Annotated in this window: 16 protein-coding genes and 3 pseudogenes; 8 read left to right on the top strand and 11 right to left on the bottom strand. The window is 69.0% G+C overall.

Annotation, left to right across the window (positions count from 1 at the left end; genetic code table 11):
• Both ACIBK0_RS39190 and ACIBK0_RS39195 read left to right on the top strand, forming a co-directional pair.
• Positions 1 to 211 (top strand): annotated as a pseudogene (locus ACIBK0_RS39190) (zinc ribbon domain-containing protein); the annotation flags it as partial.
• A gap of 192 nt (positions 212 to 403) precedes the next feature.
• A complete protein-coding gene (locus ACIBK0_RS39195; protein ID WP_399090937.1) occupies positions 404 to 694 on the top strand; it encodes a zinc-ribbon domain-containing protein in 291 nt (96 codons plus the stop codon).
• Positions 695 to 1,145: 451 nt separating this feature from the next.
• On the opposite strand, the gene ACIBK0_RS39200 is transcribed toward ACIBK0_RS39195, so the two are convergent.
• The 8 genes from ACIBK0_RS39200 to ACIBK0_RS39235 all read right to left on the bottom strand — a co-directional run bounded on the left by ACIBK0_RS39200 (position 1,146) and on the right by ACIBK0_RS39235 (position 11,409).
• Positions 1,146 to 3,560: a SpoIIE family protein phosphatase gene (locus ACIBK0_RS39200; protein ID WP_399091188.1), complete on the bottom strand. Its 2,415-nt coding sequence runs from the start codon at positions 3,558 to 3,560 to the stop codon at positions 1,146 to 1,148.
• Positions 3,561 to 4,343: 783 nt separating this feature from the next.
• Complete coding sequence (locus ACIBK0_RS39205) at positions 4,344 to 5,126, bottom strand: SDR family oxidoreductase (RefSeq protein WP_399090940.1); 783 nt, start codon at positions 5,124 to 5,126, stop codon at positions 4,344 to 4,346.
• Between the two features lies 1 nt (position 5,127).
• Complete coding sequence (locus tag ACIBK0_RS39210; protein WP_399090943.1) at positions 5,128 to 6,357, bottom strand: acyl-CoA dehydrogenase family protein; 1,230 nt, start codon at positions 6,355 to 6,357, stop codon at positions 5,128 to 5,130.
• On the bottom strand, positions 6,344 to 7,156 hold the full coding sequence (locus ACIBK0_RS39215; RefSeq protein ID WP_399090946.1) for an enoyl-CoA hydratase-related protein: 813 nt from the start codon (positions 7,154 to 7,156) through the stop codon (positions 6,344 to 6,346). Before ACIBK0_RS39215 ends, ACIBK0_RS39210 begins: the two co-directional genes overlap by 14 nt.
• The gene (locus ACIBK0_RS39220) at positions 7,153 to 7,971 is read right to left on the bottom strand and encodes an SDR family oxidoreductase (RefSeq protein ID WP_399090949.1); all 819 of its coding nucleotides are present in this window, start codon (positions 7,969 to 7,971) and stop codon (positions 7,153 to 7,155) included. Before ACIBK0_RS39220 ends, ACIBK0_RS39215 begins: the two co-directional genes overlap by 4 nt.
• A gap of 609 nt (positions 7,972 to 8,580) precedes the next feature.
• Positions 8,581 to 9,273, bottom strand: coding sequence for a TetR/AcrR family transcriptional regulator (locus ACIBK0_RS39225; protein WP_399090953.1), 693 nt, complete (start codon positions 9,271 to 9,273; stop codon positions 8,581 to 8,583).
• 96 nt (positions 9,274 to 9,369) lie between these two features.
• A complete protein-coding gene (locus tag ACIBK0_RS39230; protein ID WP_399090956.1) occupies positions 9,370 to 10,008 on the bottom strand; it encodes an HAD family hydrolase in 639 nt (212 codons plus the stop codon).
• Between the two features lie 201 nt (positions 10,009 to 10,209).
• Complete coding sequence (locus ACIBK0_RS39235) at positions 10,210 to 11,409, bottom strand: acetyl-CoA C-acyltransferase (protein ID WP_399090959.1); 1,200 nt, start codon at positions 11,407 to 11,409, stop codon at positions 10,210 to 10,212.
• A gap of 499 nt (positions 11,410 to 11,908) precedes the next feature.
• On the opposite strand from ACIBK0_RS39235, the gene ACIBK0_RS39240 reads away from it, so the two are divergent.
• The 5 genes and pseudogenes from ACIBK0_RS39240 to ACIBK0_RS39260 all read left to right on the top strand — a co-directional run.
• Entirely contained in the window at positions 11,909 to 12,781 is an 873-nt protein-coding gene (locus ACIBK0_RS39240) for an alpha/beta fold hydrolase (protein WP_399091191.1), read from the top strand.
• A 4-nt stretch (positions 12,782 to 12,785) separates the two neighbouring features.
• On the top strand, positions 12,786 to 13,607 hold the full coding sequence (locus tag ACIBK0_RS39245; RefSeq protein WP_399090962.1) for a hypothetical protein: 822 nt from the start codon (positions 12,786 to 12,788) through the stop codon (positions 13,605 to 13,607).
• Positions 13,608 to 13,806: 199 nt separating this feature from the next.
• Positions 13,807 to 14,736, top strand: a pseudogene (locus tag ACIBK0_RS39250) (ADP-ribosylglycohydrolase family protein); the annotation flags it as partial.
• A 1,170-nt stretch (positions 14,737 to 15,906) separates the two neighbouring features.
• Entirely contained in the window at positions 15,907 to 17,403 is a 1,497-nt protein-coding gene (locus ACIBK0_RS39255) for an IMP dehydrogenase (protein WP_399090965.1), read from the top strand.
• A 237-nt stretch (positions 17,404 to 17,640) separates the two neighbouring features.
• A pseudogene (locus ACIBK0_RS39260) lies at positions 17,641 to 17,860 on the top strand (site-specific integrase); the annotation flags it as partial.
• A 147-nt stretch (positions 17,861 to 18,007) separates the two neighbouring features.
• Here the strand turns inward: ACIBK0_RS39260 and ACIBK0_RS39265 are convergent.
• Together ACIBK0_RS39265 and ACIBK0_RS39270 are read right to left on the bottom strand one after the other, a co-directional pair.
• Positions 18,008 to 19,417 carry an ISL3 family transposase gene (locus ACIBK0_RS39265; RefSeq protein ID WP_399090968.1) on the bottom strand — a complete coding sequence of 470 codons (1,410 nt, stop codon included), beginning with the start codon at positions 19,415 to 19,417 and terminating at the stop codon, positions 18,008 to 18,010.
• A gap of 208 nt (positions 19,418 to 19,625) precedes the next feature.
• Entirely contained in the window at positions 19,626 to 20,930 is a 1,305-nt protein-coding gene (locus ACIBK0_RS39270) for an MFS transporter (RefSeq protein ID WP_399090971.1), read from the bottom strand.
• 162 nt (positions 20,931 to 21,092) lie between these two features.
• On the opposite strand from ACIBK0_RS39270, the gene ACIBK0_RS39275 reads away from it, so the two are divergent.
• The gene (locus ACIBK0_RS39275) at positions 21,093 to 21,350 is read left to right on the top strand and encodes a hypothetical protein (RefSeq protein ID WP_399090974.1); all 258 of its coding nucleotides are present in this window, start codon (positions 21,093 to 21,095) and stop codon (positions 21,348 to 21,350) included.
• 456 nt (positions 21,351 to 21,806) lie between these two features.
• Here the strand turns inward: ACIBK0_RS39275 and ACIBK0_RS39280 are convergent, their stop codons facing one another.
• Complete coding sequence (locus ACIBK0_RS39280; protein WP_399090977.1) at positions 21,807 to 22,391, bottom strand: TetR/AcrR family transcriptional regulator; 585 nt, start codon at positions 22,389 to 22,391, stop codon at positions 21,807 to 21,809.
• Positions 22,392 to 22,419: the final 28 nt, after the last annotated feature.

The raw sequence follows: 22,419 nt of genomic DNA on the forward strand, positions 1-22,419 counted from the left end.
GGGCATCCTCGCGCACAAGGCTGAAAGCGCCGGTCGTGTACTGATCCCGGTGGACCCCCGCAACACCTCCCGCACCTGCCCCGAATGCGGGCACGTGTCCGGCGAGAACCGCACCACACAAGAGAGGTTCGAGTGCACCCGGTGCGGACACACCGCCAACGCCGATCAGGTCGGCGCACTCAACATCGCCATCAGGGACGGGCTGGTCCTTCCCAACGTGGCCAAGCCACCGACAGGAGAAGCCCCCCGGATTTATCCGGGGGGGGAGGAGTCACGAGGAAGTGCGGCACCGCACCCCGCCGTCTGGCGTGCGCATCAACGTGCACGAAACTGTGCTCTGTGACCGCACTTGCCACTTGATGGCACTGTGTCGGAAGGCACTGACCCAGGAGGAACCAACGGCATGATCATCTTTGGCACCAAGGGATACCTGTACCAGCTCGCCATACTGACGCTGGTGTGCGGCAACTGCGGCAATCCCTCCGCGCACACGCTCAGGAAGCGCGTCACCAAGTTCACGCTGTTCTTCGTGCCGCTGTTTCCGTTCTCGACGAAGTACACGACGCAGTGCACCTTCTGCGGCGTGGAGCAGAAAGTGACCAAGGAGCAGGCGGAGCAACTCCAGACACAGGCCTCGAGCGGTCACAGCGGTCAGACGTACGGGCAGCCACAGCAACAGCGCTATCAGCCCTGAGCGGGACCGATGTCCTGGCCGTCCCCGCGCCCACTAGCTCCGGCACCGCGGAATCCCACTCCCAGAGTATGCGGGGACGGTCCCGATCAGCCCCTGGTACAGGGGCACGGCCGGCCGAAACCGTGTACCAAGTGCCGCTGTTCGTCCGCTCTTCAGGCCCGTCCTGCCGCGACCCGGACACGCAGGGCCTGCAGCCGGCCGAGATTGTGCTCCCACAGAGGGCGGGCGGTGCGCTCGCGAGCGTCGTCGGCTGCGGTGGGGCCGCCTGGTGCCCGTGCGGGTGGTGGGGCAGGGCCCTGTCACACACGAACAGTGCGCTGGGAGATGGTTTTTGCGGTCCATCGGCTCGGTTCTTTCCCGCCGGCGTTCACTGCTCGCCGCAGCGCATCCGAGGAACCCGGCATGCCGTGCGGCAGGTAGTCGGACCGGACGCCCAGCGACCGGACGACCGTTACCCTGGGTCCCCGTGCAGTGGCTGTTCGGTCCAGACCGTCTTGCCTTCGCGGCTGTAGCGGGTACCCCATCGCTCGGCCATCTGAGCCACCAGGAACAGGCCGCGTCCTCCTTCGTCGGTGGTGCGGGCCCGGCGCAGGTGCGGTGAGGTGTGGCTGCCGTCGCTGACCTCGCAGACCAGAGAGCGTTCCCGGATCAGCCGCAGGATCATCGGATCGCCGGCGTAACGGTAGGCATTGGTGACCAGTTCACTGGCGATCAACTCGGTGGTGAACGCGAGGTGCTCCAGCCCCCATTCGGTCAGCTTGTCCGTGACGAATGCCCTGGCTCGGGAAGCTGTGGCGGCCTCCCGAGGCAGCTGCCAGGAGGCGACATCCTGCTCCGGCAGCACGCGGGTACGGGCGATGACCAGAGCGACGTCGTCGGCCGGACGAGTGGGCACCAGGGCGCTCACCACTGCCTCGCACGTTTCCTGTAGGGGGTTCGCTGGGCGAGTCAGTGCCGCGCACAGCCGTGCCACGCCCTCGTCGACGTCGATGGTGCGTTCGCCGATCAGTCCGTTGGTGTAAAGCGTCAGCAGGCTTCCCTCGGCGAGTTCGAATTCCCGGGCCTCGAACGGCAGACCGCCCAGGCCCAGCGGTGGGCTGGCGGGCAGGTCGAGCAGGCTCGCCTGCCCGTCCGGGGTGGTCACCACCGGGGGTGGATGGCCGGCGCGTGCCGCGGAGCATCGGCGGGAGATGGGGTCGTAGACGGCGTACAGACAGGTGGCGCTGACGACTTGCTGCACCACCGGCCGTTCGCCGGCGGCCTCCTGCTCGGCCGCCAGCAGGTTGACCAGGTCGTCCAGGCGGGAGAGCACTTCGTCCGGTTCCAGGTCGAGGCTGGCCAGGGTGTGGACGGCAGTACGCAGTCGCCCCATCATGGCGGCGGCGTGCAGGCTGCGGCCGACCACGTCGCCGATGACGAGGGCGACCCGCGCTCCGGACAGGGCAATGACATCGAACCAGTCACCGCCCAGGCCCGAGCCCGCGCCGGCGGGCAGATAGCGGTGGGCCACCTCGACGGCCGACTGCTGCGGCACCGCGCTGGGCAGCAGGCTGCTCTGCAAGGTGAACGCGGTCTGCTGCTGCTGGATGAAACGCCGGGCGTTGTCGATGGCGAGGGCGGCACGCGAGGCGAGTTCGTGCGCCAGGGTGAGATCATCGGCTTCGAACGGATCGGGGCGCCGCGAGCGCCACAGGCTCATCACGCCCAGTACCAGGCCCCTCGCCGCCAGCGGCACCACGATCAGCGAATGTGCGCCCAGTTCCGGGGCGGACCCGCCTGGGCCCGGCTCGAGGGACACCCGGTCGGACCGCAGAACGGGTTCCAGGACGGGAAGGCCGTCGGCCAGGCATCTGCCCTGGGGTGTGCCCGGCTCGTGCTCGATCGGCTCGCCCCGCGGCTCGCCCGGGGCGGGTTGCTGTGCAGCGATGCTGGTGGCGGCGGCGCGTACCACGGGCGCCGCCAGGGCAGGCGTCAGCTCCTCACCACGGGTGACCCGTTGCATCAGGTCCACCGATGCGCTGTCGGCGAGGTGGGGGACGACCACGTCGGCGAGTTCCTGGGCGGTCTGCCACACGTCCAGGGCCGTTCCGACACGGGAGTTGGCTTCGGCGAGGAGCGCGAGCCGTTGCTGGGCTCGGTGGCGTTCGGTGATGTCTTCGATCATCTCGGCCACTCCCAGGATCCGGCCGGCGGGATCCTTCATGGCGAACGACGACACCGATGCGACACGCTCTCGCGCCGGGTCCTGTTCCAGGCGCACGAACTGCTCCGAGTAGACCAACGATTTCCCGGTCCGGATGACCTGGCGCACACGGTCCGTGGCTTTTCGTGCGTCGTCGGGGACTAGCAGAACTCCGGTGGGCATGCCGCAAAAGTCCGCGGCCGGAACGCCGGTGAACCGTTCGATCGCACGGTTGACCCGCAGAATCTTCATGTCGGGGCTGTGAACGACCATGCCGATCGGGCACCGGCGGTACAACCCCTCGAGAACCGCGCGGTCCCTCTGCCACTCCAGGACACCAGCCGCAGGTGCCCCGACAAGAAACCACTCGCGGACCTGGTCACGTGAAATCGCAGAGACCCTCAGCCCCAACTCCACCCGATGCCCGCTGCGGTGGCGCAGCGCAAGTACCCCGAACCAGCCACCGGTTCTCCTGCATCGCCCCGCGGCATCCTTGACGGCGGCCAGATCGCCGGCAGCGACCAGAACATCGAATGCGGCACGTCCGATCACGTCAGGGCCCGGATAGCCGACCAGGTCCTGTGCCCGCCGGCTCCATCCGACCACGGTCCCCCGGTCATCGAGCACCGCCAAGGCGGCAAGGTGCAGGCCGAGCGGATCGTCATCGCCCTCGCTGAGCTGCATCACCGGCTTCTCCACTGCTGGACATCACCTCGTACACGCTTGCCCACACCGCGCGGGGTCTTCGTCCACGCCCGTCGAGGACGTGCTGACGCTGTGTGAGCCTAGGGAATCCGGCCGTATCCGCAGGTGTGGCACCGCCGTGAAGTGCGGATGGCCAGCACGATGGCCTAGCACCGCCCGCCGCGGCCGACGCCGAACTCCGGACGACGCCCGGCCGATCGATCCGCCTTGTCTCGGGGACTCACGCCCCGCCTGGGTACAGGCCCGCGATCCCGCCGGCGACGGACGACATGTCCGGCGACGCTCCCGGCCTCTGGGACACCGACCCGTGACGGGCGGCCGCGTTCGAAAAGCCGCCTGCGGTCCTGGACGGCAGAACAACCGCGCAGCATTCACCCGCTACTGACCCGGCCTGGCCGCCGCGATCTCCTTCACTCGCCGGAGAACTGTGAGAACGACGCCCACCGACCGTACGGTCGGGCAGCGAGCGAATCGTCGCCGAGGACACGCTGCCTGCCGGGGCCGATTTCGTGTTCCTCGACGGACACAGTGTGTCGGCCTCGGACATTGTCGCCCTGGCCTCCCGAGGGCGTGCCCGATCCGAACCCGCCCACTGGTCCGCGCCGCATCCGGGGCTTGCAGGCCTGCTGTGGGCCGTGGTGTCCTTCGACCGGTCGAGCCCGGTCCGGTCGAAGGCCGTCGGCCGACGGCCCGGCGAAGTCGACACCGGGGGTCTGGAACCAGCGGCTCACCGCCCCGGCGTCGACTCCGTCGGCGTCCGCGCTAGACGACGATGCGGTCTTCTTGCCGGAACGGGAGGGCGTCACCGAGCAGCTGTCCGCCGTCGACCACCATGGTCTCGCCGGTGATCCAACTCGCGGCGTCCGAGACGAGAAAGGCGACGGCCGAGGCGATGTCGGCAGGCTCCCCTATGCGCCCGAGCGCCATCGACGCGGACACGGTCTGCTCGTGCTCCTTCCACAGAGCCTCGGCCAGCTTCGTACGCACCACGCCCGGTGCCACCGCGTTGACGCGAACCTTCGGCGAGAGTTCCAGGGCCAGTTGTTTCGTGAGGTGGATCAGTGCGGCCTTCGAGGCGTTGTACAACCCGATGTTGGCCTCGAAGGCCATACCGCCGACCGACGCGGTGTTGACGACCGCCCCGCCGTGCTCGCCCATCCAGGCGCGCGTGGCTAGCCCCGTCCACAGGACGGGAGCCCACAGATTCACGTCGAAGGTCTTGGCGAACCGGCCGTGGTCCTGGTCGATGACCGGCCCGAAGGCCGGGTTGGTCCCCGCATTGTTGACGAGGATGTCCAGGCTTCCGAAGCGCTCGAGCGTCAGATCCACACAGCGCCGGGCCGCCTCCTCGTCGACCGCATGCGCACCGACGCCGACCGCTGTTCCCTTGACCTGGGCCGCGGCGGCGTCCGCCGCCTCCTGGGACCGGGAGGTGAGGACGACGTTTGCGCCGGACGCTGCGATGGCTTGGGCGATCGCCAGCCCGATACCGCGCGAGGCGCCGGTGACGACCGCGGTGCGACCGGTGAGATCGAGTCCTGCCATCTCAACTCACCGCTGCCGTGGCCGCGTCGCGGTACTGCCGCAGTTCCTGACGGGCGATGGCCCGCTTGTGGACCTCGTCAGGACCGTCCGCTATCCGCAGCGTCCGCAGATACGCGTACATCATCGCCAACGGGAAGTCGTCGGTCACTCCTGCTGCCCCGTGCACCTGGATCGCACGGTCGATGATCTTCAACGCGATGTTGGGGGCGGCCACCTTGATGGCCGCGATCTCGGTGCGCGCTTCCTTGTTCCCGACCGTGTCCATCAGGTAAGCGGCCTTGAGCGTGAGCAGGCGGATCATCTCGATGTCGATACGCGCTTCCGCGATCCAGTCCTGGATGTTGGACCGGTCGGCAACCGGAGCACCGAACGTCACCCGTGACTGCGCGCGCCGGCACATCAGCTCCAGCGCCCGCTCTGCCGCGCCGATCGCCCGCATGCAGTGGTGGATACGGCCGGGCCCGAGCCGGGCCTGGCTGATCGCGAAACCCTCACCCTCGCCCTTGAGCACATCCTTGGCCGGCACCCGTACGTCGGTGAAGTCGATTTCGGCGTGTCCCTCACGGTCCTGGTAGCCGAACACCGGCAGCCCGCGCATCACCGTGATGCCGGGGGCGTCGATCCGGACGACCATCATCGACTGCTGCCGGTGCGGGGCAGCGGTCGGATCCGTCTTCCCCATCACGATGAGCACCTTGCAATTGCGGTGCAGGGCGTTGGATGCGAACCACTTGCGGCCGTTGAGTACGTACTCGTCGCCGTCCCGCTCCATCCGCAACTCGATATTGGTGGCGTCGGAGCTGGCGACCCGCGGCTCGGTCATCGCGAAGGCCGAGGCCATCGTGCCGTCGAGCAGGGGCTTGAGGTACTTCTCCTTGTGCTCGTCGCTGCCGAACAGCGTGAGCACCTCCATGTTGCCGGTGTCGGGAGCGTTGCAGTTGCACGCCTCGGAGGCGATGTGGCTGCGCCCCATGATCTCCGCCAGCGGGGCGTACTCGAGATTCGTCAGTCCCGGGCCCCACTCGGGGTGCGGGTGGAAGAGGTTCCACAGTCCGCGCTCCCGTGCCTCCGCCTTGAGTTCCTCGATGATCGGCGGATGGAAGTGCGGGTCACCCGAGGCGCGCATCTGCTCGTGGTACACCGCTTCAGCGGGGTAGATGTGCGAATCCATGAACTCGAGCAGATCCGCCTGGTACTTCGTGGCGCGGTCCGACATCTCAAACAGGGACATCTGAACTCCTGACAGGGACGGAGGGGAAATTCGGTGGGCGCTTGTCGAGGTGACTGGCCACGCCTTCGACGAAATCGGCCCCGCGGAAGGCCTGGAGCATGGCGCTTTCCGCCCGGGTCACGGAATCGGCGTAGGTGCCGTCCGCGTCGTTGCGCAGTTGGCTCTTGATGGTGGCCATGGAGGCCGGGGAGCAGCGCGTCGCCAGATCGGCGGCGTAGGCGACAGCGGCATCGACCACACTGCCGGTGGGGACCAGGTGGTCGAGGAGTCCGATGCGGAGTGCTTCCCCGGCGTCCACCATGCGACTCGACAGCAACAGGTCCGTGGCCCGGCTGTGTCCCACCAGTCGGGGCAACAGCCACGAGATCCCGTACTCGGCGATCAGCCCGCGCTGCGCGAAGGCCGTGGTGAACCGGGCCGAGGGCGAGCCGAAGCGAACGTCGCAGTAGAGCGCCTCCACCATGCCCAGGCCGGCGGACACCCCGTTGACCGCGCCGATCAGCGGTTTGCGCAAGGCCAGCGGCATGTCGCGCGGCCGGCGCCGCGCCCTGTCCGCCTCAAGGACGTCGCCGACCGCCTGCAGCCGCTGGAGGTCGGCGCCGGCGCAGAATCCGCGTCCCGCGCCCGTGACCACGACGGCACGTACGTCCGGGTCGTCTTCGGCGGTGTCGAGCAGCGTGAAGTAGCGGTCTTCGAGTTCGTCGGTCCAGGCGTTCAGCTTGGCGGGCCGGTTGAACGTGAGCACCAGCACGGGCCCGCGATGTTCGGCGAGGACGAGTTCACCCGGGGCGCCGGTCATGCCTGCGCCAGCAGGGAGCTCTGGTAGCGGCGCATCCCGCGCAGCCACCGGTCGTAGTCCGAGCCCTTCTGCCGGTACATGGCCAGAACCTCTTCGTGCGGCAGGATCAGGAAGCGCTCGTCGTCGATCGCGGCGAGGACGGCGTCGGCGACCTCGGCCGGCTCGAGGACGTCACCTGCGGACGTGACGGCCTGCGTGGCCGCTCTTCCCAGGAGGTCCCGGGAGTCCTTCCCGGAGGACAGCATCCTGGTGTTCACCCCCATCGGGCACAGACAGCTGACACGGACCCCACGATCGCCATAGGTGACGCTCAGCCATTCGGCGAAGCCGACGGCCGCATGCTTGGTGACGGCGTACGTGGCGGAGCCGATCTGGGTGAGCAGCCCGGCCGCCGAGGCGGTGCTGACGAAGTAGCCCTCGCCGCGCTCGAGCCACTGCGGCACCAACAGCGTTGCCGCACGGATGTGGGCTCGCAGGTTCACGTCGATCGAGAGGTCCCAGTCCTTCTCGCCCGCGTCGAGGCCGGGCTCCCCGGCGATGCCGGCGTTCGCGAAGTAGAGGTCGACCGGACCGAACTCGCTCTCCGCCAGGGCGATCAGCTGCTGGATCTGGGTGGTGTCCGACGCGTCCGCGCCGGCGCTGACGGTGCTTCCCGGATGGTCGGCGTTGACTCTCTCCGAAACCGCCCGCGCGGTGTCCGCATCGAGGTCTGCAACGACGACCCGGGCACCTTCGCGAGCGAGCCGTGCGACCAGCGCGCCGCCGATGCCTCCACCGCCACCGGTGACGATGGCGACCCTTCCTGCAATGTTCACAGCGAACCCTCTCCGTGGCGGGGCGTGCGGTGGCGGGGCACGGACCCCACGGACGAGGTCGCCGTGGTGGCCCCCCATCTGTATAATTGAATCCGACGTCAAGTTCAACAGTCGAGCGTGCATTCCGGCGAAGAAGGCCGCCTCGCGTCGCTGAACTGCGCGCAGGGAATTCACGGTTGTCCGCCGCCCTTGCGTCCTCCTCCGGAGGCCCGGGCGGCTCACCCAACGAGTCGGCAACGAGCTCGGTCCTACGGAGACCAGAAGCGGGTCAACGCCATCGCCGGCGCGAGACACGGCCGCCAATCGGCCACGAGAGCCCCTCCTGAAGTTCGCCGGCTTCGCCCTGAGCCTCGATGGCCGCTACGGCAAGGCACTCCCCCGCCCCTGACCGGTCGACTCAACCCATCCGCCTGCGCGCGATCGTCACATCCGCGAGGGACGGGAGACGTAGACAAGGCGCCCGGCGGGTACCAGGTGCAAACGAATAGTCAGGGGGCGAGCGTGAAGGCTCGCGCAAGCTGGTCCTCGTCGCCGATGCGGACGCCAGGATCCAGGATCGTCGAACGGTCGCCGACGGCAGGCCCCACCCCCGCCTGCACTACTGCCGGATCAGCGGCGGCCGGGGAAGCGCAGGGCGTTCGCCCAGAGCCGGGTGACCGCGGACACGAGTTCCTCGAAGTCCACCGGCGTGCCGTCCTCTTGCCCTTCGCCGAGCGTGAAGGCGTTGTAGGCCATGACACTGACCATGCCCGACAGCGCGCGGGAGGCCATCATCGGGTCGACCCCACGGTCTGCGACACCCCGCGCCTGCAGTTCGGCGATGCCACGCGCGTTGCGGCGGATGAACGTGTCCGAGCGCCGGCTGCGGAACTCGCGGAACTCCGGCTCCACTTGTGCGACCTGCTCAAGCAGTCCCATCAGCTTTGCGTTCCGTTTGTACGCCTCGAGATACGCGCGATTGCTCGCCTCGAGTACCGCATACGGGTCGTCCGTGTCCTCCACTCGCCCCATGCCGGGGTGCAGCATGTCCTCCTGCGCCTCCAGAAGGACGGCGGCAAGCACCTCTTCCTTGTTGGTGAAGTAGGTGTAGAAGGATCCCGCCGCGCATTGGGCCTCTTTGGTGATGTCGACCAGGCGGGCGTCGAGGTAGCCGTCCCGCTCGAACACCTTCCGCGCGGCCTTCACCAAAGCCGCGCGTGTCCGCGCTCCGCGCTTTGTCGTCGGCGGCTCGCGAAGTGTCGAGAAGGGCGCCATCGGCGGTGCCGTCTCGCTGTAATACTCCTCGGGCGCCGTGGTATCCATCCTCGAAACGATACTTGAATCCGACGCCAGAGTCATAAATTGGCCAGGTGCGCACGAGGTATGACCCGCTTCCCGAGACGGTCGCCCCGTAAGCGGTCAGGCGGTGATCCCGAAGCGTTCGGCGAGTTGGCGGCGGGTGTCTGCGGCACCGGTGTGCAGCACACCCCCGATCCCGATCCGCGCCGCTCCGTCGAGGTTCTGCTGCAGATCGTCGATCATGACTGCCTCCTCGGGAGAGATGCCGAGGCGTTCACATGCGATCGCGTAAATCCGCCGGGACGGCTTGCGGATCCCGACCTCGGCGGAGATGACGACGGCGTCGGCCACAGCGGCGAGGTCGACGCCGTCGTAGGTTCCGGTGCCGAACGAATTGGACACCAGCGCAACGGGATACCCGGCAGCGCGAAGCTCACCGAGCAGCGCGAGCACGTCCTGGTCGATCGACATTCCCGCTTGCATCCGGGCCGTGAGCCCCTCAGCCGGTACGTCGGCGCCGTGGGCACGCAGACGCTCGGCAAATCCCCGCTCGAAGGCTTCGGCGTCGATGCGGCCGCACTCGTGGTCGGCCAGGAGGGTGCGTGAGCACTGGTCCCGGCTGAGGAGGTCCAGCGGCAGACGCGGGTCGCCGCCGAGCGCGGCGCCGAAGTCGGTGAAAGCCTGCAACACGCTGGAGGTGATGACCCCGCCGAAGTCCACCAGGACCGCGGTTCGGGCCTTTTCCACCACGCTCGACACAGCATCCACACCCTTTCTCTCGCGGCCGGCTGCCCACCAGGCTGGTGGGACGGGACCGTGGTTCCGCTGGCTTGCTTGAGACCCATAAGTGAACTGACGCGCAATGTCATCGTTGCCTTGGAGGATCGCGTCCTCGAGGGTGAACCCAGTGCCGCGGCGACCGGCCGGCTCTCGTCGCCGCGGTCCAGCAGGATGCGGATTTCAGGCGACTTCGAACAGCCCGGCCGCGCCCATTCCGCCACCGACACACATCGAGATCACCACATACCGGATGCCACGGCGCTTACCCTCGATCAGGGCGTGGCCCACCAGGCGGGCGCCGGTCATGCCGTAGGGATGGCCGACCGAGATCGCGCCGCCGTTGACGTTGAACCGCTCCGGGTCGATGTTCAACTCGTCACGGCAGTACAGCGCCTGGGAAGCGAACGCCTCGTTGAGTTCCCACAGACCGATGTCATCGATGCTGAGGTTGTGCTGCTTCAGCAGTTTCGGAATGGCGAACACCGGACCGATGCCCATCTCGTCCGGCCCGCAACCGGCAACGGCCATACCCCGGTATACGCCCAGCGGCTCCAGTCCACGGCGCTCGGCTTCCTTCGACTCCATCAACACCGACGCCGAAGCCCCGTCCGACAGCTGCGAGGAGTTGCCCGCCGTCACGCTGGAAAGCGCGCTCACCTGACCGTCGGGCAGCACCGGCGCCAGCCCGGTCAGGCCCTCGAGCGTCGTCGACGCGCGGTTGCCCTCGTCCCGGGTCAGGGTGACCTCCTCGTCCCGCACCTCCCCGGACTGCTTGTCCAGCACCTTCTTGACGCTGTCGAGCGCGACGATCTCGCGGTCGAACCGGCCGGCCTCCTGTGCCGCCGCGGTGCGCTGCTGTGACAGCAGGGCGAACTCGTCCTGGCGTTCGCGGCTCACGCCGTAGCGTTCGGCGACGATCTCCGCCGTCTGCAACATCGGCATGTAGATGCTCGGCTTGTGCTCGACCAGCCAGGGATCCGCCGCGCGGTGGGTGTTCATGTGGTCGTTCTGCACCAGGGAGATCGACTCGACACCGCCGCCGACCGCGACCTGCATGCCGTCCGCGACGATCTGCTTGGCGGCCGTCGAAATGGCCATCAGGCCCGACGAGCACTGCCGGTCGATCGTCATCCCCGACACGCTGTCGGGAAGTCCGGCACGCAGAGCGGCCTGGCGCGCGACGTTGAAACCGGCAGACCCCTGCTGCGCGGCGCAGCCGAAGATCACGTCCTCGACCTCGCCTCCCTCGAGCCCGGCGCGCTGCACGGCGTGCGTGAGGGCATGGGCGGCAAGTTCCTGCGCCTGCGTGTCGTTGAACGCGCCGCGATAGGCCTTGCCGATCGGCGTCCGTGCCGTCGAAACGATGACTGCTTCCCTCATGTCGCCTCACTGCTTCCTGTCGGTCCGGTTCGTCCGGGAGCTTCGTGGCTGGAATCCCGGGCTCCGTGAGCCGGGCCCGACGCCGGCAGGCGGTGTTGCACGCCAACCGGTAGGCCGAGAGCAGTCGGTGTCCGTCTCCTGCTGTACCGATCACGTGCGCCACGGCCGCAGGGGCGACGGGAGCCGACCTCCGGACCTTTATAGTTGAATCCGGCGTCATGTTCAATCATGCTCTTCCGGGCGCTCAGCGAAGCGTGGGTTCACGGCCCGGCGACGAGGGTGCCCCGATTGCCCCGGCCCCTGAGGCCCTTGCTTCGGTCGCGGCCCACACAGGCCCGCCCCGGAGGGCCGGAACCCGCCACGCCGGGCGCGAAGCCTGGCCAAATGGGCGGCGCGCGGCCGCCATTGCGGGAATGCATACGCCTCGGACCTTGACAATCCACGTGGACGACTGAAGGCTGACCGACCAGTCGGTATGAGAGGGTGGGTCGTGACTCGGCTGCGCATCACCACTGCTGCGGGTGTGTTCGACGCGATCGTGGCGGGTCCGGCCGAGGGCCGCCCGGTGCTGTTGCTGCACGGCTTCCCCCAGACGGGGCTGGTGTGGCAACAGCAGATCGCGGCGCTGGCCGAGCACGGATACCGGGTGGTGGCACCCGACCAGCGCGGGTACTCCCCAGGGGTCCGCCCCGAACGACCCGAGGACTACCGCATCAACGTCCTGGTCGACGATGTGATCGCGATCACCGAGGAACTGGGCTGGGCATCGTTCGACCTGGTCGGCCACGACTGGGGAGGCGCGGTGGCGTGGTGGACCGCCGATGCCCACCCCGGCCGCGTCCGTACCCTGACGGCTGTCTCGACCCCGCACCCCGGCGCTCTGGCCACCGCTCTGCGCACCGATCAGGACCAGCGCGAACGATCGCGCTACATGATCAACTGGCGCGAAACGCCCGCGACCGAAGAGCGCATGCTCGCAGGCGATGCCGAGAAGCTTCGCGCGACCTACGCCGGAAAGGTCCCGCCGGCCAGTGCCGAGGCCTACGTGCGGCACCTGTCCCAGCCGGGCGCTCTCACCGCGGCGCTGAACTGGTACCGGGCCGGCCGCCCTGACGGCGCGATCGGCGTCATCGACGTGCCCACGCTCTACGTCTGGAGCACCGAGGACATCGCGTTCGGCCCGGCGGCCGCGCGGGAGACCGGGCAGTGGGTCAACGGCCCGTACCGGTTCGAGACTCTCCAAGGCGTAAGCCACTGGGTCCCCGAGGAGGCGCCCGAGGCGCTGAGCCGCCTGCTGCTCGAACATCTGCGAGCGCACGGCGAGTACGGAACCACAACGAATACGCCGTCTGCCGATTCTCAGAAGAGGTGACCCTATGCAGGCAGCGCGAGCGGCCTGGCGCGGGCTCGAGCCCGTACACGGCATGATCTATTTCGCCCCCGAGGGAAGGCGACGGTACGCGGATCTCGGACTGAGCGGGCGCGCCGGCTACTTCGCCTCCCGGAGCGCCGCCTTCGGACGAGCATCCGCTGAGCTGATCATCTCGAGCTTCTACAACTTCAACCCCGTTTTCGTACGCAAGGCGGTCGACGGGGTCTGGGACACGGCGGCGCCGCAGCAGGTGCTGGATGCACGGCACGCCGCCGCGAGCGAGGCCCTGCGACGGGCCGGGATCCATGAACTCCCCGCTCTGGACGAGGTTCTGGCGCTGACCCGCAGGGCCGCCGAGGCGGCCTGCGACTACCCGCAAGGGCGCCCGCTGTTCGGCGCGCATGCCGCACTGCCCTGGCCAGAGGAACCGGTACTTCAGCTGTGGCATGCCCAGACGCTGCTCCGGGAGTTCCGTGGCGACGGCCATGTCGCGTGCTTGCTGAGCGAGGGAGTCGGGGGCTTGGAGGCCCTGATTCTGCACGCTGCCACCGGTGAGGTTCCCGTCGACTTCCTCAAGTCAAGCCGCGCGTGGCCCGAAGATGAATGGGCCGACACCGAGGAGCGTCTGCGCACGCGAGGCCTCCTCGACGGCGACTGCCTCAGCCCGGAAGGCGTACGCCTGCGCCGGCACATAGAGGACCGCACCGACCGCTTGGCCCTTCCCGCCTACGCTGCCCTGGGGGACGCCGACTGCGTACGTCTCGCCGAACTCGCGAGCGCCTTCGGCCGCGCCGTCGTCGAAGCCGGCCTCCTCAAGCTCGGCTGACGGGGCCTTCCACCCTCTCCCCGCTTTGAGTTGCATCTGCTCGAACTCGGTGACCATGGCCAGGGAGAGGGCCGTGGGCCACCGACAGCGGACGCGGCCCGGCTCACCTTCTGATCGCGCCGGGTCGGTAGGCCCAGTGCGGATTCCGAGACGCAGCGCCGGCAATTGCTGTGGCGCTGCGGCAGGCGGGCTTGGCAGGATGTCGGCGATGCCCGCAGAATTCCCCCTCCTCGACCCCGCCGCCATCCGTTCCTTCGACCACCGCTCCGCCGCCCGCGATGCCTTACGCGGCTTGGGGGTGGGTGACGCCTTCGGCGCCCAGTTCTTCGTACCGGACAATCTTCCCGCGCTGCGGGAGCGGCGGTTGCCTGCTGCGGAGTGGCCGTGGACGGACGACACGGAGATGGCATGCTCGGTCTTCGATGTGCTGCGCCGGCGCGGCAGCGTGGATCAGCACGAACTGGCGCAGGGCTTCGCCCGCAGGCACGACTTCGACCGCGGCTACGGTCCGGCGATGAACCGGCTGCTGCGCTTGGTCCGCGAGGGGGGAAGGTGGCAGGAGCTTGCCCCGGAACTGTTCGACGGCCAGGGGTCGTGGGGCAATGGTGCCGCGATGCGGGTGGCGCCTTTGGGCGCGTGGTTCGCCGTGGACCTGGCCGAGGCAGCCGCGCAGGCTGGACGGTCGGCGCGGGTGACGCACACTCATCCGGAGGCGGTGGCCGGGGCGGTCGCAGTGGCGGTGGGAGCCGCGTGCGCGGCCCGCGGGCGCGTTCGGCCGGTGACCGGAGCCCAGTTGCTGGCGGCGGTCGAGGAGCTGACACCGCAGGGACGGGTCCGGTCAGGGGTGGCCGAGGCGCGGGAGTTGCTGGCCCAGCCGCACGCCGAGTACGCGGCGCACCGCTTGGGCAACGGGCGGCGGGTGAGCGCGGCGGACACGGTGCCGTTCGCTCTGTGGTGCGCGGCCCGGCATCTGGAGGACTTCGCAGAGGCGATGTGGGCGTGCGCGTCGGTGGGCGGGGACGTGGACACCACCTGCGCGATCGTAGGCGGGATTGTCGCTGCGCGGGTGGGTACGGCGGGGATACCTGCCACGTGGCGGGCTGTGTGCGAGGCGCTGCCGGAGTGGGTGACGGAGGGCGAGCTGGGTGAGGACCTCAGCCGTGCCGGGCTGGGCTGCGAAGTGACGCCGCTGCGCCGTCCCGAGCCGATTCCGGTGCCGGAGCTGGTGTGGACCCCGGGGCAGTGGCAGCGCGTCCGGCACGGCGTGCGATCGCTGAGCATGGACGAGAAGTGGGACGCATACCTGGATGACGACCAGCTGATGCTGCACCGCAGTTGGTCCGGTCGCGGGATCTTCCGGGTGACCGTGGCCGAGGATCCGGTCGGCCGGCGGCCGGTGGCCGCAGTGGTCGAGTCGGATCCGGAGCTGTACCGCCGCAGTGGCGACGAGGCCGAGAGCGCCTTTCTGGAACTCTTCCTGCGCGCCTGGTACATGGACGATGTCCGGCCTGAACTGTGGCAGCGCTACCAGGAGTTGCGCCGCGCCGAGGCGATGAGGGAGCAGCGGCCGGCGGAGGGGGCCACCCGACCGGAGCGGGCGTAGCCCTGTCGGCGCGCGCTCGGTGGCCGCATGCGGCGCAGTGGAACTGCTCCTGTGTGCGCCGGTTCTCCTTGGCGGTGTGGCCGCACGCGGGGCGTCGGCGGGAGGTGTCGGGGGTCCACGGCCATCACTTCCCGTCTTGCGCACTCTGCCTTGGGATTGAAGATTGCGAGGAACACCCCCCAACCGGCGTCGCTGATCGCCCCGTTCATCCGCGCGCACGAGTTCCTTTATGCGGCCCACCGTGGGCCGGCAGGCCGCGCTCGGCACCCAGCAGCTCGACCGCCACGGCATCCTGGTCCGCACCGCCCGCAATGCGGCGCCGGCCGCCCTCGCCGCTGATCTCCCCAACCCGATCCTCGCCGACGTGACCGGGATGCACCGCCACACCGCGCTCCGCTGGGTCGCCTACGCCCGACGCGACTGGGCCGAGTACCTCGCTGCCCGGGCCGAGGACCTGGAAGAACCGTCTGGTGGCCATTGCCGATGCGGGGCACGATTCGTGCTGCGGGCGGGCCAATCGGTAAGGTGCCAGGTCACGACCGCACCCGTTCGATGCACGGGCCGGTCAGGGCTCTGCCGCAGTTTGTGGCACCTCCACGGCTGCCTCGCCGACCCCTGCCTGCCCGGGCCCTGGGACACGGGGGCGATCTTCACGGCGGGGCAGTCGGGCCCCGGCCGACGGGTCAGGAGGAACGAGTGGCACAGATCATCGCCGAGGTCTCACGGACGTTCAACGAGTTTCTGCTCTTGCCGAACCGGACCCGGACCGACTGCTCGCCTGCGACGGTCGACCTGCGCACGCCCCTGGTGCGGCACATCGTGGGCGAGCCGTCGGCGATCGAGTTGCACTCGCCGTTCACGTCCGCGATCATGCAGGCCGTCAGCACACCGGAACTCGCGATCGCGCTCGCGCGCAACGGCGGTCTGAGCTTCCTGCACCACAACCAGTCGATCCAGGACCAGGTCTCAGCGGTCTGCCAAGTGAAGAACTTCAAGGCCGGATTCGTCACCAGCGATACGAACGTCCGGCCTGACGACAGCCTGGGTCTTCTGGTCGACATCATGCGCTGCACAGGTCACAGCACCGCCGCGGTCACCCACGACGGGACCGCCACCGGACGCCTGCTCGGCATGGTGACCTCCCGCGACTTCCACCCGCAACGCCACGACCTGGCCGAGCCGGTCAGCGGGCGGATGACCGCCATCGCCGACTTGCCCCATGCAGGGCCTGACACCACGCTTTCCGAGGCCAACGCCCGGCTGTGGGACGAACGGCTGGACTGCCTCCCAGTGCTGGACGGCGAGGGCAACCTGCAGCATCTGGTGTTCCGATCCGACTACACGGACACCAAGCGATTCCCGAACCAGGTCGTGGACGCCGCCAAGCGCCTGCGCGTGGGGGCGGGCGTCAACACCCATGACTACCAAGAGCGCATCCCGGCCCTGGTGGAGGCGGGCGCGGACGCGCTGTGCTTCGACTCGTCCGACGGCTACAGCGACTGGCAGGCGCAGGCCCTGACCTGGGTGAAGAAGCACTATCCCGAGATCCCGGTCGGCGGTGGCAACGTGGTCGACGGCGAGGCGTTCGCCTTCCTCGCCGAGGCGGGGGCGGACTTCGTCAAGGTCGGCGTGGGCGGCGGTTCCATCTGCATCACTCGCGACCAGAAGGGCATCGGCCGCGGCCAGGCCAGCGCTGTGCTGGACGTCGCGGCGGCCCGGGATGCATTTCGTGAGCGCACCGGCGAGTATGTGCCGATCTGCTCCGACGGCGGGCTGGTGCACGACTACCACGTGGCCCTGGCGCTGGCGATGGGGGCGGACTTCGTCATGATGGGGCGCTACTTCGCGCGCTTCGACCAGGCGGCCGGCGGGAAACTGCCCACCCGCGACGGCTTCGTGAAGGAGTACTGGGGTGAGGGCTCGAACCGTGCCCGTAACTGGCAGCGCTACGGTCAGGGCGGTCAGGGGCTGGTCTTCGAGGAAGGCGTGGACGGCTACGTCCCCTACGCGGGCGACCTCAACGAAGGGCTCGCCCTGACCGTCGCCAAGCTCAAGACCACGATGGTCTCCTGTGGTTCCGCCACCCTGCGGGAGTTCCAGTCCACGGCCCGGCTGGCCCTCGTTTCAGACCAGAGCTTCCAGGAGAGTCACGCCAACATCACCCTGCGAGACACCCCGGCGACCGTCTCCTGACAAGCCGCCGAGGCCCATCGAGGACTACTGGCCGGAGGGGAATAGCGCACGGCCGGAATAACCCGCTCCCGCCAGTAGTCGCGAACTCGCCCCCCGGCTGCGCATTCACCGAGCCCGGCCCCGACGGACGGCCGGCCGCGATACAAGTTGCGCGGCAAAGTCCTCAAGGGCCGCAAACTCGCCGGCGACTTGGAGGGCCAGCAGTTGAAGACCCCGCCACCATGACCCGCCCGCCACCATGACGCTGTTCTGCGCGGGCCGGGCATGGGCTGGGCCGTGCACGAGTACCGTCATTCCGGGCTGACGCACCTCGGGCGCGGCCGGGGCGAGCCTGCAGATGCTGATGGCCAAGTCCCGGCACAAGAGGCCGGAGAACGTCCGCCGCTACTTCAAGCCGTCCGCGGAGGTGATCGCCGAGGTGACCGGCCTGCTCGCGCCCGGCGACCGCAGCCGCTGAGATGGGTACGAAAGCCCCTGGAGTCTGCCGGGCCGGATCCGCGCCGGAATCTGGCGCGCCCAGGGCGACACGGCTGCATTCAACTTGCGCAGCTCGCCGGGATCGTCGGCCAGCTTTCCTCGCCTGTCTTCGGCAGGGTGAAGTGGTTCAGGCACGGATTCCGTGAAGGGCTTGCCGAGGTAGTTGCGGTCTATGGTCGGCCGGAATCGTGCTTGGCCGGGTGCGGTTGGTCATGATCGTGGCGAAGGTACGGACGTGACCGGCGGCGGCCGTGAGTTCGAGTGAGCGGGCCAGCAGGGTTTTGAGCTGCTGCTGGTCGTCCTCGCGCAGGTGGTCGGGGTGGCGCATGATACAGCCGGTAGCCTGTCGGGGCGAGGGCGGCCGGGCGATCGGTGGCGGGCCGCCGGTTGTCCGGCGGTCGGGACGCACAGGGCGGACGTAGTCGCGCAGCGTGCTGTAGCTGCAGCGGACCCCGCGTTCTTGCAGCTCACGGTGGAGTTGGGACAGGTTCGTGCAGCCCTCGGCGACGCGCTGTTCGAGGTAGGGCTTGAACCGGTCGAGTTTGCTGGTGCGGTTCTGCCACTGGCCGTGCAGCATCGCCTCCGGGCTGGCCGCGCGGGCGTACTTGCGGACGGTGTTGCGTCCAAGACCGAGGTGTCTGGCGATCGCGCGCAGGCTCAGGCCCTGCTCGACCTGGGCACGGACGGCGGCGTGGGTGGCGCGGAGCCGCTCGAGGAACTTCCCCTGAGGGTAGGGCTCGGGCGGCTCCACCGCGGCCATGACCGTCTGGGCGGGTGCAGGTTCCGGCTTGGGCGGTTCGGGTTCAGGGGCGGGTTCCACCAGGTCGCGCAGCAGAGTGCGGTGGCCGGCGACGAGGCGTTCGACGGCTTCGGCGAGGTTGTGCCAGACGTGCCATTTGTCCGCGCAGTGCTGGGCGTTCGGGGCACCGGCACGGGCGCCTTCGGCGAAGACCTGCGCGCGGTCGCGGCAGACGATCTCGACGCCAGGGTGCTCGCGCAGCCAGGCGGTGACGCTGTCCGCGTCGCGGTCGGGCAGCAGGTCGAGGGGCTGGTGGGTCTCGCAGTCGACCAGGAAGGTGCCGTAGCGGCGGCCCTTCCTGGTGGCGAACTCGTCGATGCCGAGCACGCGCGGGACCGTCCAGACCGGGTCCGGCATCGCAATGACCAGGCGCAGGACGGTCATCCGGCTCACCACTATGCCGAGCAGCAGGGCCAGGCGGGCCACGGCACGAGCGGCCAGAACGACACCGAGCGCGCTGAGCGTCCGCTGCAGGACAGGCGTCCGGCGGCCATAGCGACAGGTCAGCCCCTCGATCTGCTCGGCGAAGGTCGCCCGTGGGCAGTTCCCGTTGTCGCAGAACAGCCGGCGTACCGACAGCTCGATCACCACGCCTCGCCCGCCGCAGGGGACGTCGGCCAGGCGTTCCCCGTACCGGCTGTGCACCCGACCAGACGGGGTCCGGCAGCCCGGACACAGCAGGTACACGCCCTCCGGCGTCGACGCCTCGATCACCAGGCGACCGTCCCGCACTTCCATGCACTCAACCCGCATCCCCGACAGGTGCGGCAGCAGAAGATAGATCTCTTCACACGCGGCCAGCATCCGACGTGAGGTGACGGAGCGTCACCGGCGCACGGCAGCACGATCAACTTCACGGAATCCGTGCCTGAACCACTTCACCCTGCTGAAAACACCTCGCCCATGCGGTATGCGTAGGCCCTCAGCGACAACTCTGCGCCCACCATCAACCCGTAACAACGGGGGCAGACGCGGGCGCGGGTCGGGGAACATCGCGCATGTGGCGCAGCGGGGAGAAAAACACGAACCAGCCGGCCGCCCAGGAACCGACGAACGCCAGCCAGAGTACGGGCCGCACCCCGATCAGCGCGCCAAGTACCCCGCCGAGGATGCCGCCGAGCGGCAGCGTGCCCCACACCACCCAGCGCACGGCCGCGTTCATCCGGCCCATCAGCTCCGGCGGTGTCACCGACTGCCGGTAGCTGAGCTGCGCGACGTTGTACACCATCCCGGCGAAGTACGCGATGCCCCAGCCCAGCGGGAACAGCAGCACCCCCCAGCCTCGCCAAGCGGCCGCCGCAACGACCTGCGGCGCGCTGAACACCAGCATCGACACCCAGATGATCCGCGCCGAGCCGATCCTCCTGGCGAGCCGGCCGGCGAACACTCCCCCGGCGATCCCGCCGACAGCCGAGCCCGCCACGACCAGCCCGATCAGCCCAGGACGCACGTGCAGCACCCGGACGAGGAAAATCATCGCCAGCGCCGAACTCATGCCGCTGAACAGGTTCGCGGTGCCCGTGCAAGCCACGACCCTCCGCAACACCTTGTGCCCGACGACGAATCTCAATCCCTCAGCGATCTGGCTCCGCAACGTCTCGCCCTCGCGCCGCGCGGGCGGCGGCTCCTCGCGCGCCCCGATTCCGGACATCGCGAAGACCGAGACCGCGTAGGAGATCGCGTCGGCCGTCATCGCCCCCGCGGCGCCGAACGCCGCGACCAGTCCCCCGCCCAGACTGGGTCCCCCGAGCTGCGCGAACGCCTGGGTGGTCCCCAGCTTGCCGTTGGCGTCCATCCGGAGATCGGCGCGGATCAGCGACGGCACATAACTCTGGTACGAGACGTCGAAGAACACCGTGCACACGCCGGCTGCGACAGCGACGACGTAGAGCTGCGCCATCGTCACGGCGCCGAGCGAGGCCGCCAGCGGTACCGAGCCGATGATCAGCAGGCGGAGGATGTTGCACACGATCATGATGGAACGTTTGGAGCCGCGGTCCACGAGCGCGCCCGCGGGCAGCGCGATCAGCGCGAACGCTGCCGTGGTGGCGGCGGTCAGCAGCCCGACCTGGAACGTGCTCGCCTTGAGCGCGACGACCGCAACCAGCGGCAATGCGATCTGGGTGACCGCCGAGCCCATCTCGCTGACCGTCTGACCGCTCCACAGCAGCATGAAATCCCGCTGACGCCACAGGCTCGGACCATCGGTCTCCGACCCGACATCCTGCAGATCCTTCGTCACTTCCGTCACAGCACCATCTCCGCCCTCAGACCCACTGCCCGGACTATGCCGCTGATCACCAACACGCCGACACGGTGCTCTCGGTTCTCGCCGACATCTCCCGGCTCTCGATCGAGAACGGATGCCAGAACTCACTGAGAGTTCAGCGGTGTCCTCAGGCGCCCAGCGCCGATGGTGATCGACGTGACGGTGATGGACGGAGACTGGCGGCAGGAGGTCAGGACCGAGCTCATCGAGCGCGTCCTGGCGGCGATGGCCCACGCCTGCGGCCTGGCAAGAGCGTCGCCGACCTGGCGGGTGACCTTCCGCGTCATCGACGAGGGAAGCTGGGGCTCGAGCGGCGGCGTGCTGTCCGTTCTCTCCCTCCTCGACAGCGGCGTGTTCACCGAGGAGAAGGCCAAGGCCATCCGCGCCCGCCTCGGCGCGTGAGCGGGTTTCCCGCAGACGCGGCGGTGCCTGCGGGCCCGTCGCGGTTGACCCCGTTGGTTATCGCGCGGCGCCGTCTGACCGGCAGTCCACCTCAGTGAGTCAGGCGTCGCCAGCGTGGTCGGATTGGCCGAGCCGCCAGATGACCGTCGCCCCGGGGCTGGTGTCGATGTGCTCGCGCATCAGCTTTTCCGCGCCGGCGTTGTCGTCCAGGGCGACGCACTCGACGAGCGCGTTGCGTTCCTTGGCCTACTTGTCCCAGGGAGCCTGGCCCGGGTCGGTGCGCAGAACGAGGAGGCGGTAGGGCTGTGGAGGTCACCGGCGAGGTCAGCGCCGAGATCTACCTTCCGCTCCACGACCCCGCCCACCCGTCCGCCATCGTGCTCCCCATCCGAAAGGCCCACTGAGGCAACGGCCTTGAGGGTACTGAACGCACGGGAGTGCCGACCCGCGTCCTGTTCAGTTCTTGATGGCGGCGGTGATGAGGGCCTGTAGCTGCTCGGCGGTGTGGTCGAGCGGCTGCATACTGCGCTTGGCGCGGCACATGGCGACCGTGCCCTCGACGGCGGCCACGATGAGTGTCGCGAGCTGTGTGGCCTCCTCGGTTTCGGCGCCGTGCGCCCGCAGGGAGGCGGCCAGCAGGCTCTCCCACTCGCCGAAGACCTCTGCCGCGGCTGCCAGGGCGGGCGGGATCTCGTCGGCCGGGGGTTCCTCGATGGCCACGGCCAGGACGGGGCAGCCGGCGTGGAAGTCGCTCTCGACGACGATCTTGCGCCACAGAGCGAGAAACGCCCGCAGACCTTCGGCCGGTCCCGCCTCGAGTTCCTTGCGCAGGCTGCGGGCGACCCACTCGCCTGTGTAGCGGACGGCTTCGGTGGCCAGTTGCTGCTTGCCCTCGGGGAAGTAGTGGTAGGTCGAGCCGAGCGGCGCCTCGGCGTGCTTGGCCATCTCCCGGATGCTCGTGGCGCTCAGTCCGCGTCGGCTGATCATGTCGGCGGCGCCAGCCACGATCCGCTCGCGCGACGGTGTGCTGCTCTTGGGCACCTGCACACTTCCCCTCTGGTTATAACGT

This window comes from Streptomyces sp. NPDC050564 (assembly GCF_044457265.1).
Classification (GTDB): Bacteria; Actinomycetota; Actinomycetes; order Streptomycetales; family Streptomycetaceae; genus Streptomyces.

What these genes read in the sequence shown, in the direction of transcription:
- ACIBK0_RS39225 (WP_399090953.1), bottom strand. Translation starts at nt 9,273, where the DNA reads ATGGATACCACGGCGCCCGAGGAGTATTACAGCGAGACGGCACCGCCG.
- ACIBK0_RS39275 (WP_399090974.1), top strand. Translation starts at nt 21,093, where the DNA reads ATGGTGATCGACGTGACGGTGATGGACGGAGACTGGCGGCAGGAGGTC.
- ACIBK0_RS39210 (WP_399090943.1), bottom strand. Translation starts at nt 6,357, where the DNA reads ATGTCCCTGTTTGAGATGTCGGACCGCGCCACGAAGTACCAGGCGGAT.
- ACIBK0_RS39200 (WP_399091188.1), bottom strand. Translation starts at nt 3,560, where the DNA reads ATGCAGCTCAGCGAGGGCGATGACGATCCGCTCGGCCTGCACCTTGCC.
- ACIBK0_RS39265 (WP_399090968.1), bottom strand. Translation starts at nt 19,417, where the DNA reads ATGGAAGTGCGGGACGGTCGCCTGGTGATCGAGGCGTCGACGCCGGAG.
- ACIBK0_RS39235 (WP_399090959.1), bottom strand. Translation starts at nt 11,409, where the DNA reads ATGAGGGAAGCAGTCATCGTTTCGACGGCACGGACGCCGATCGGCAAG.
- ACIBK0_RS39215 (WP_399090946.1), bottom strand. Translation starts at nt 7,156, where the DNA reads ATGACCGGCGCCCCGGGTGAACTCGTCCTCGCCGAACATCGCGGGCCC.
- ACIBK0_RS39245 (WP_399090962.1), top strand. Translation starts at nt 12,786, where the DNA reads ATGCAGGCAGCGCGAGCGGCCTGGCGCGGGCTCGAGCCCGTACACGGC.
- ACIBK0_RS39205 (WP_399090940.1), bottom strand. Translation starts at nt 5,126, where the DNA reads ATGGCAGGACTCGATCTCACCGGTCGCACCGCGGTCGTCACCGGCGCC.
- ACIBK0_RS39195 (WP_399090937.1), top strand. Translation starts at nt 404, where the DNA reads ATGATCATCTTTGGCACCAAGGGATACCTGTACCAGCTCGCCATACTG.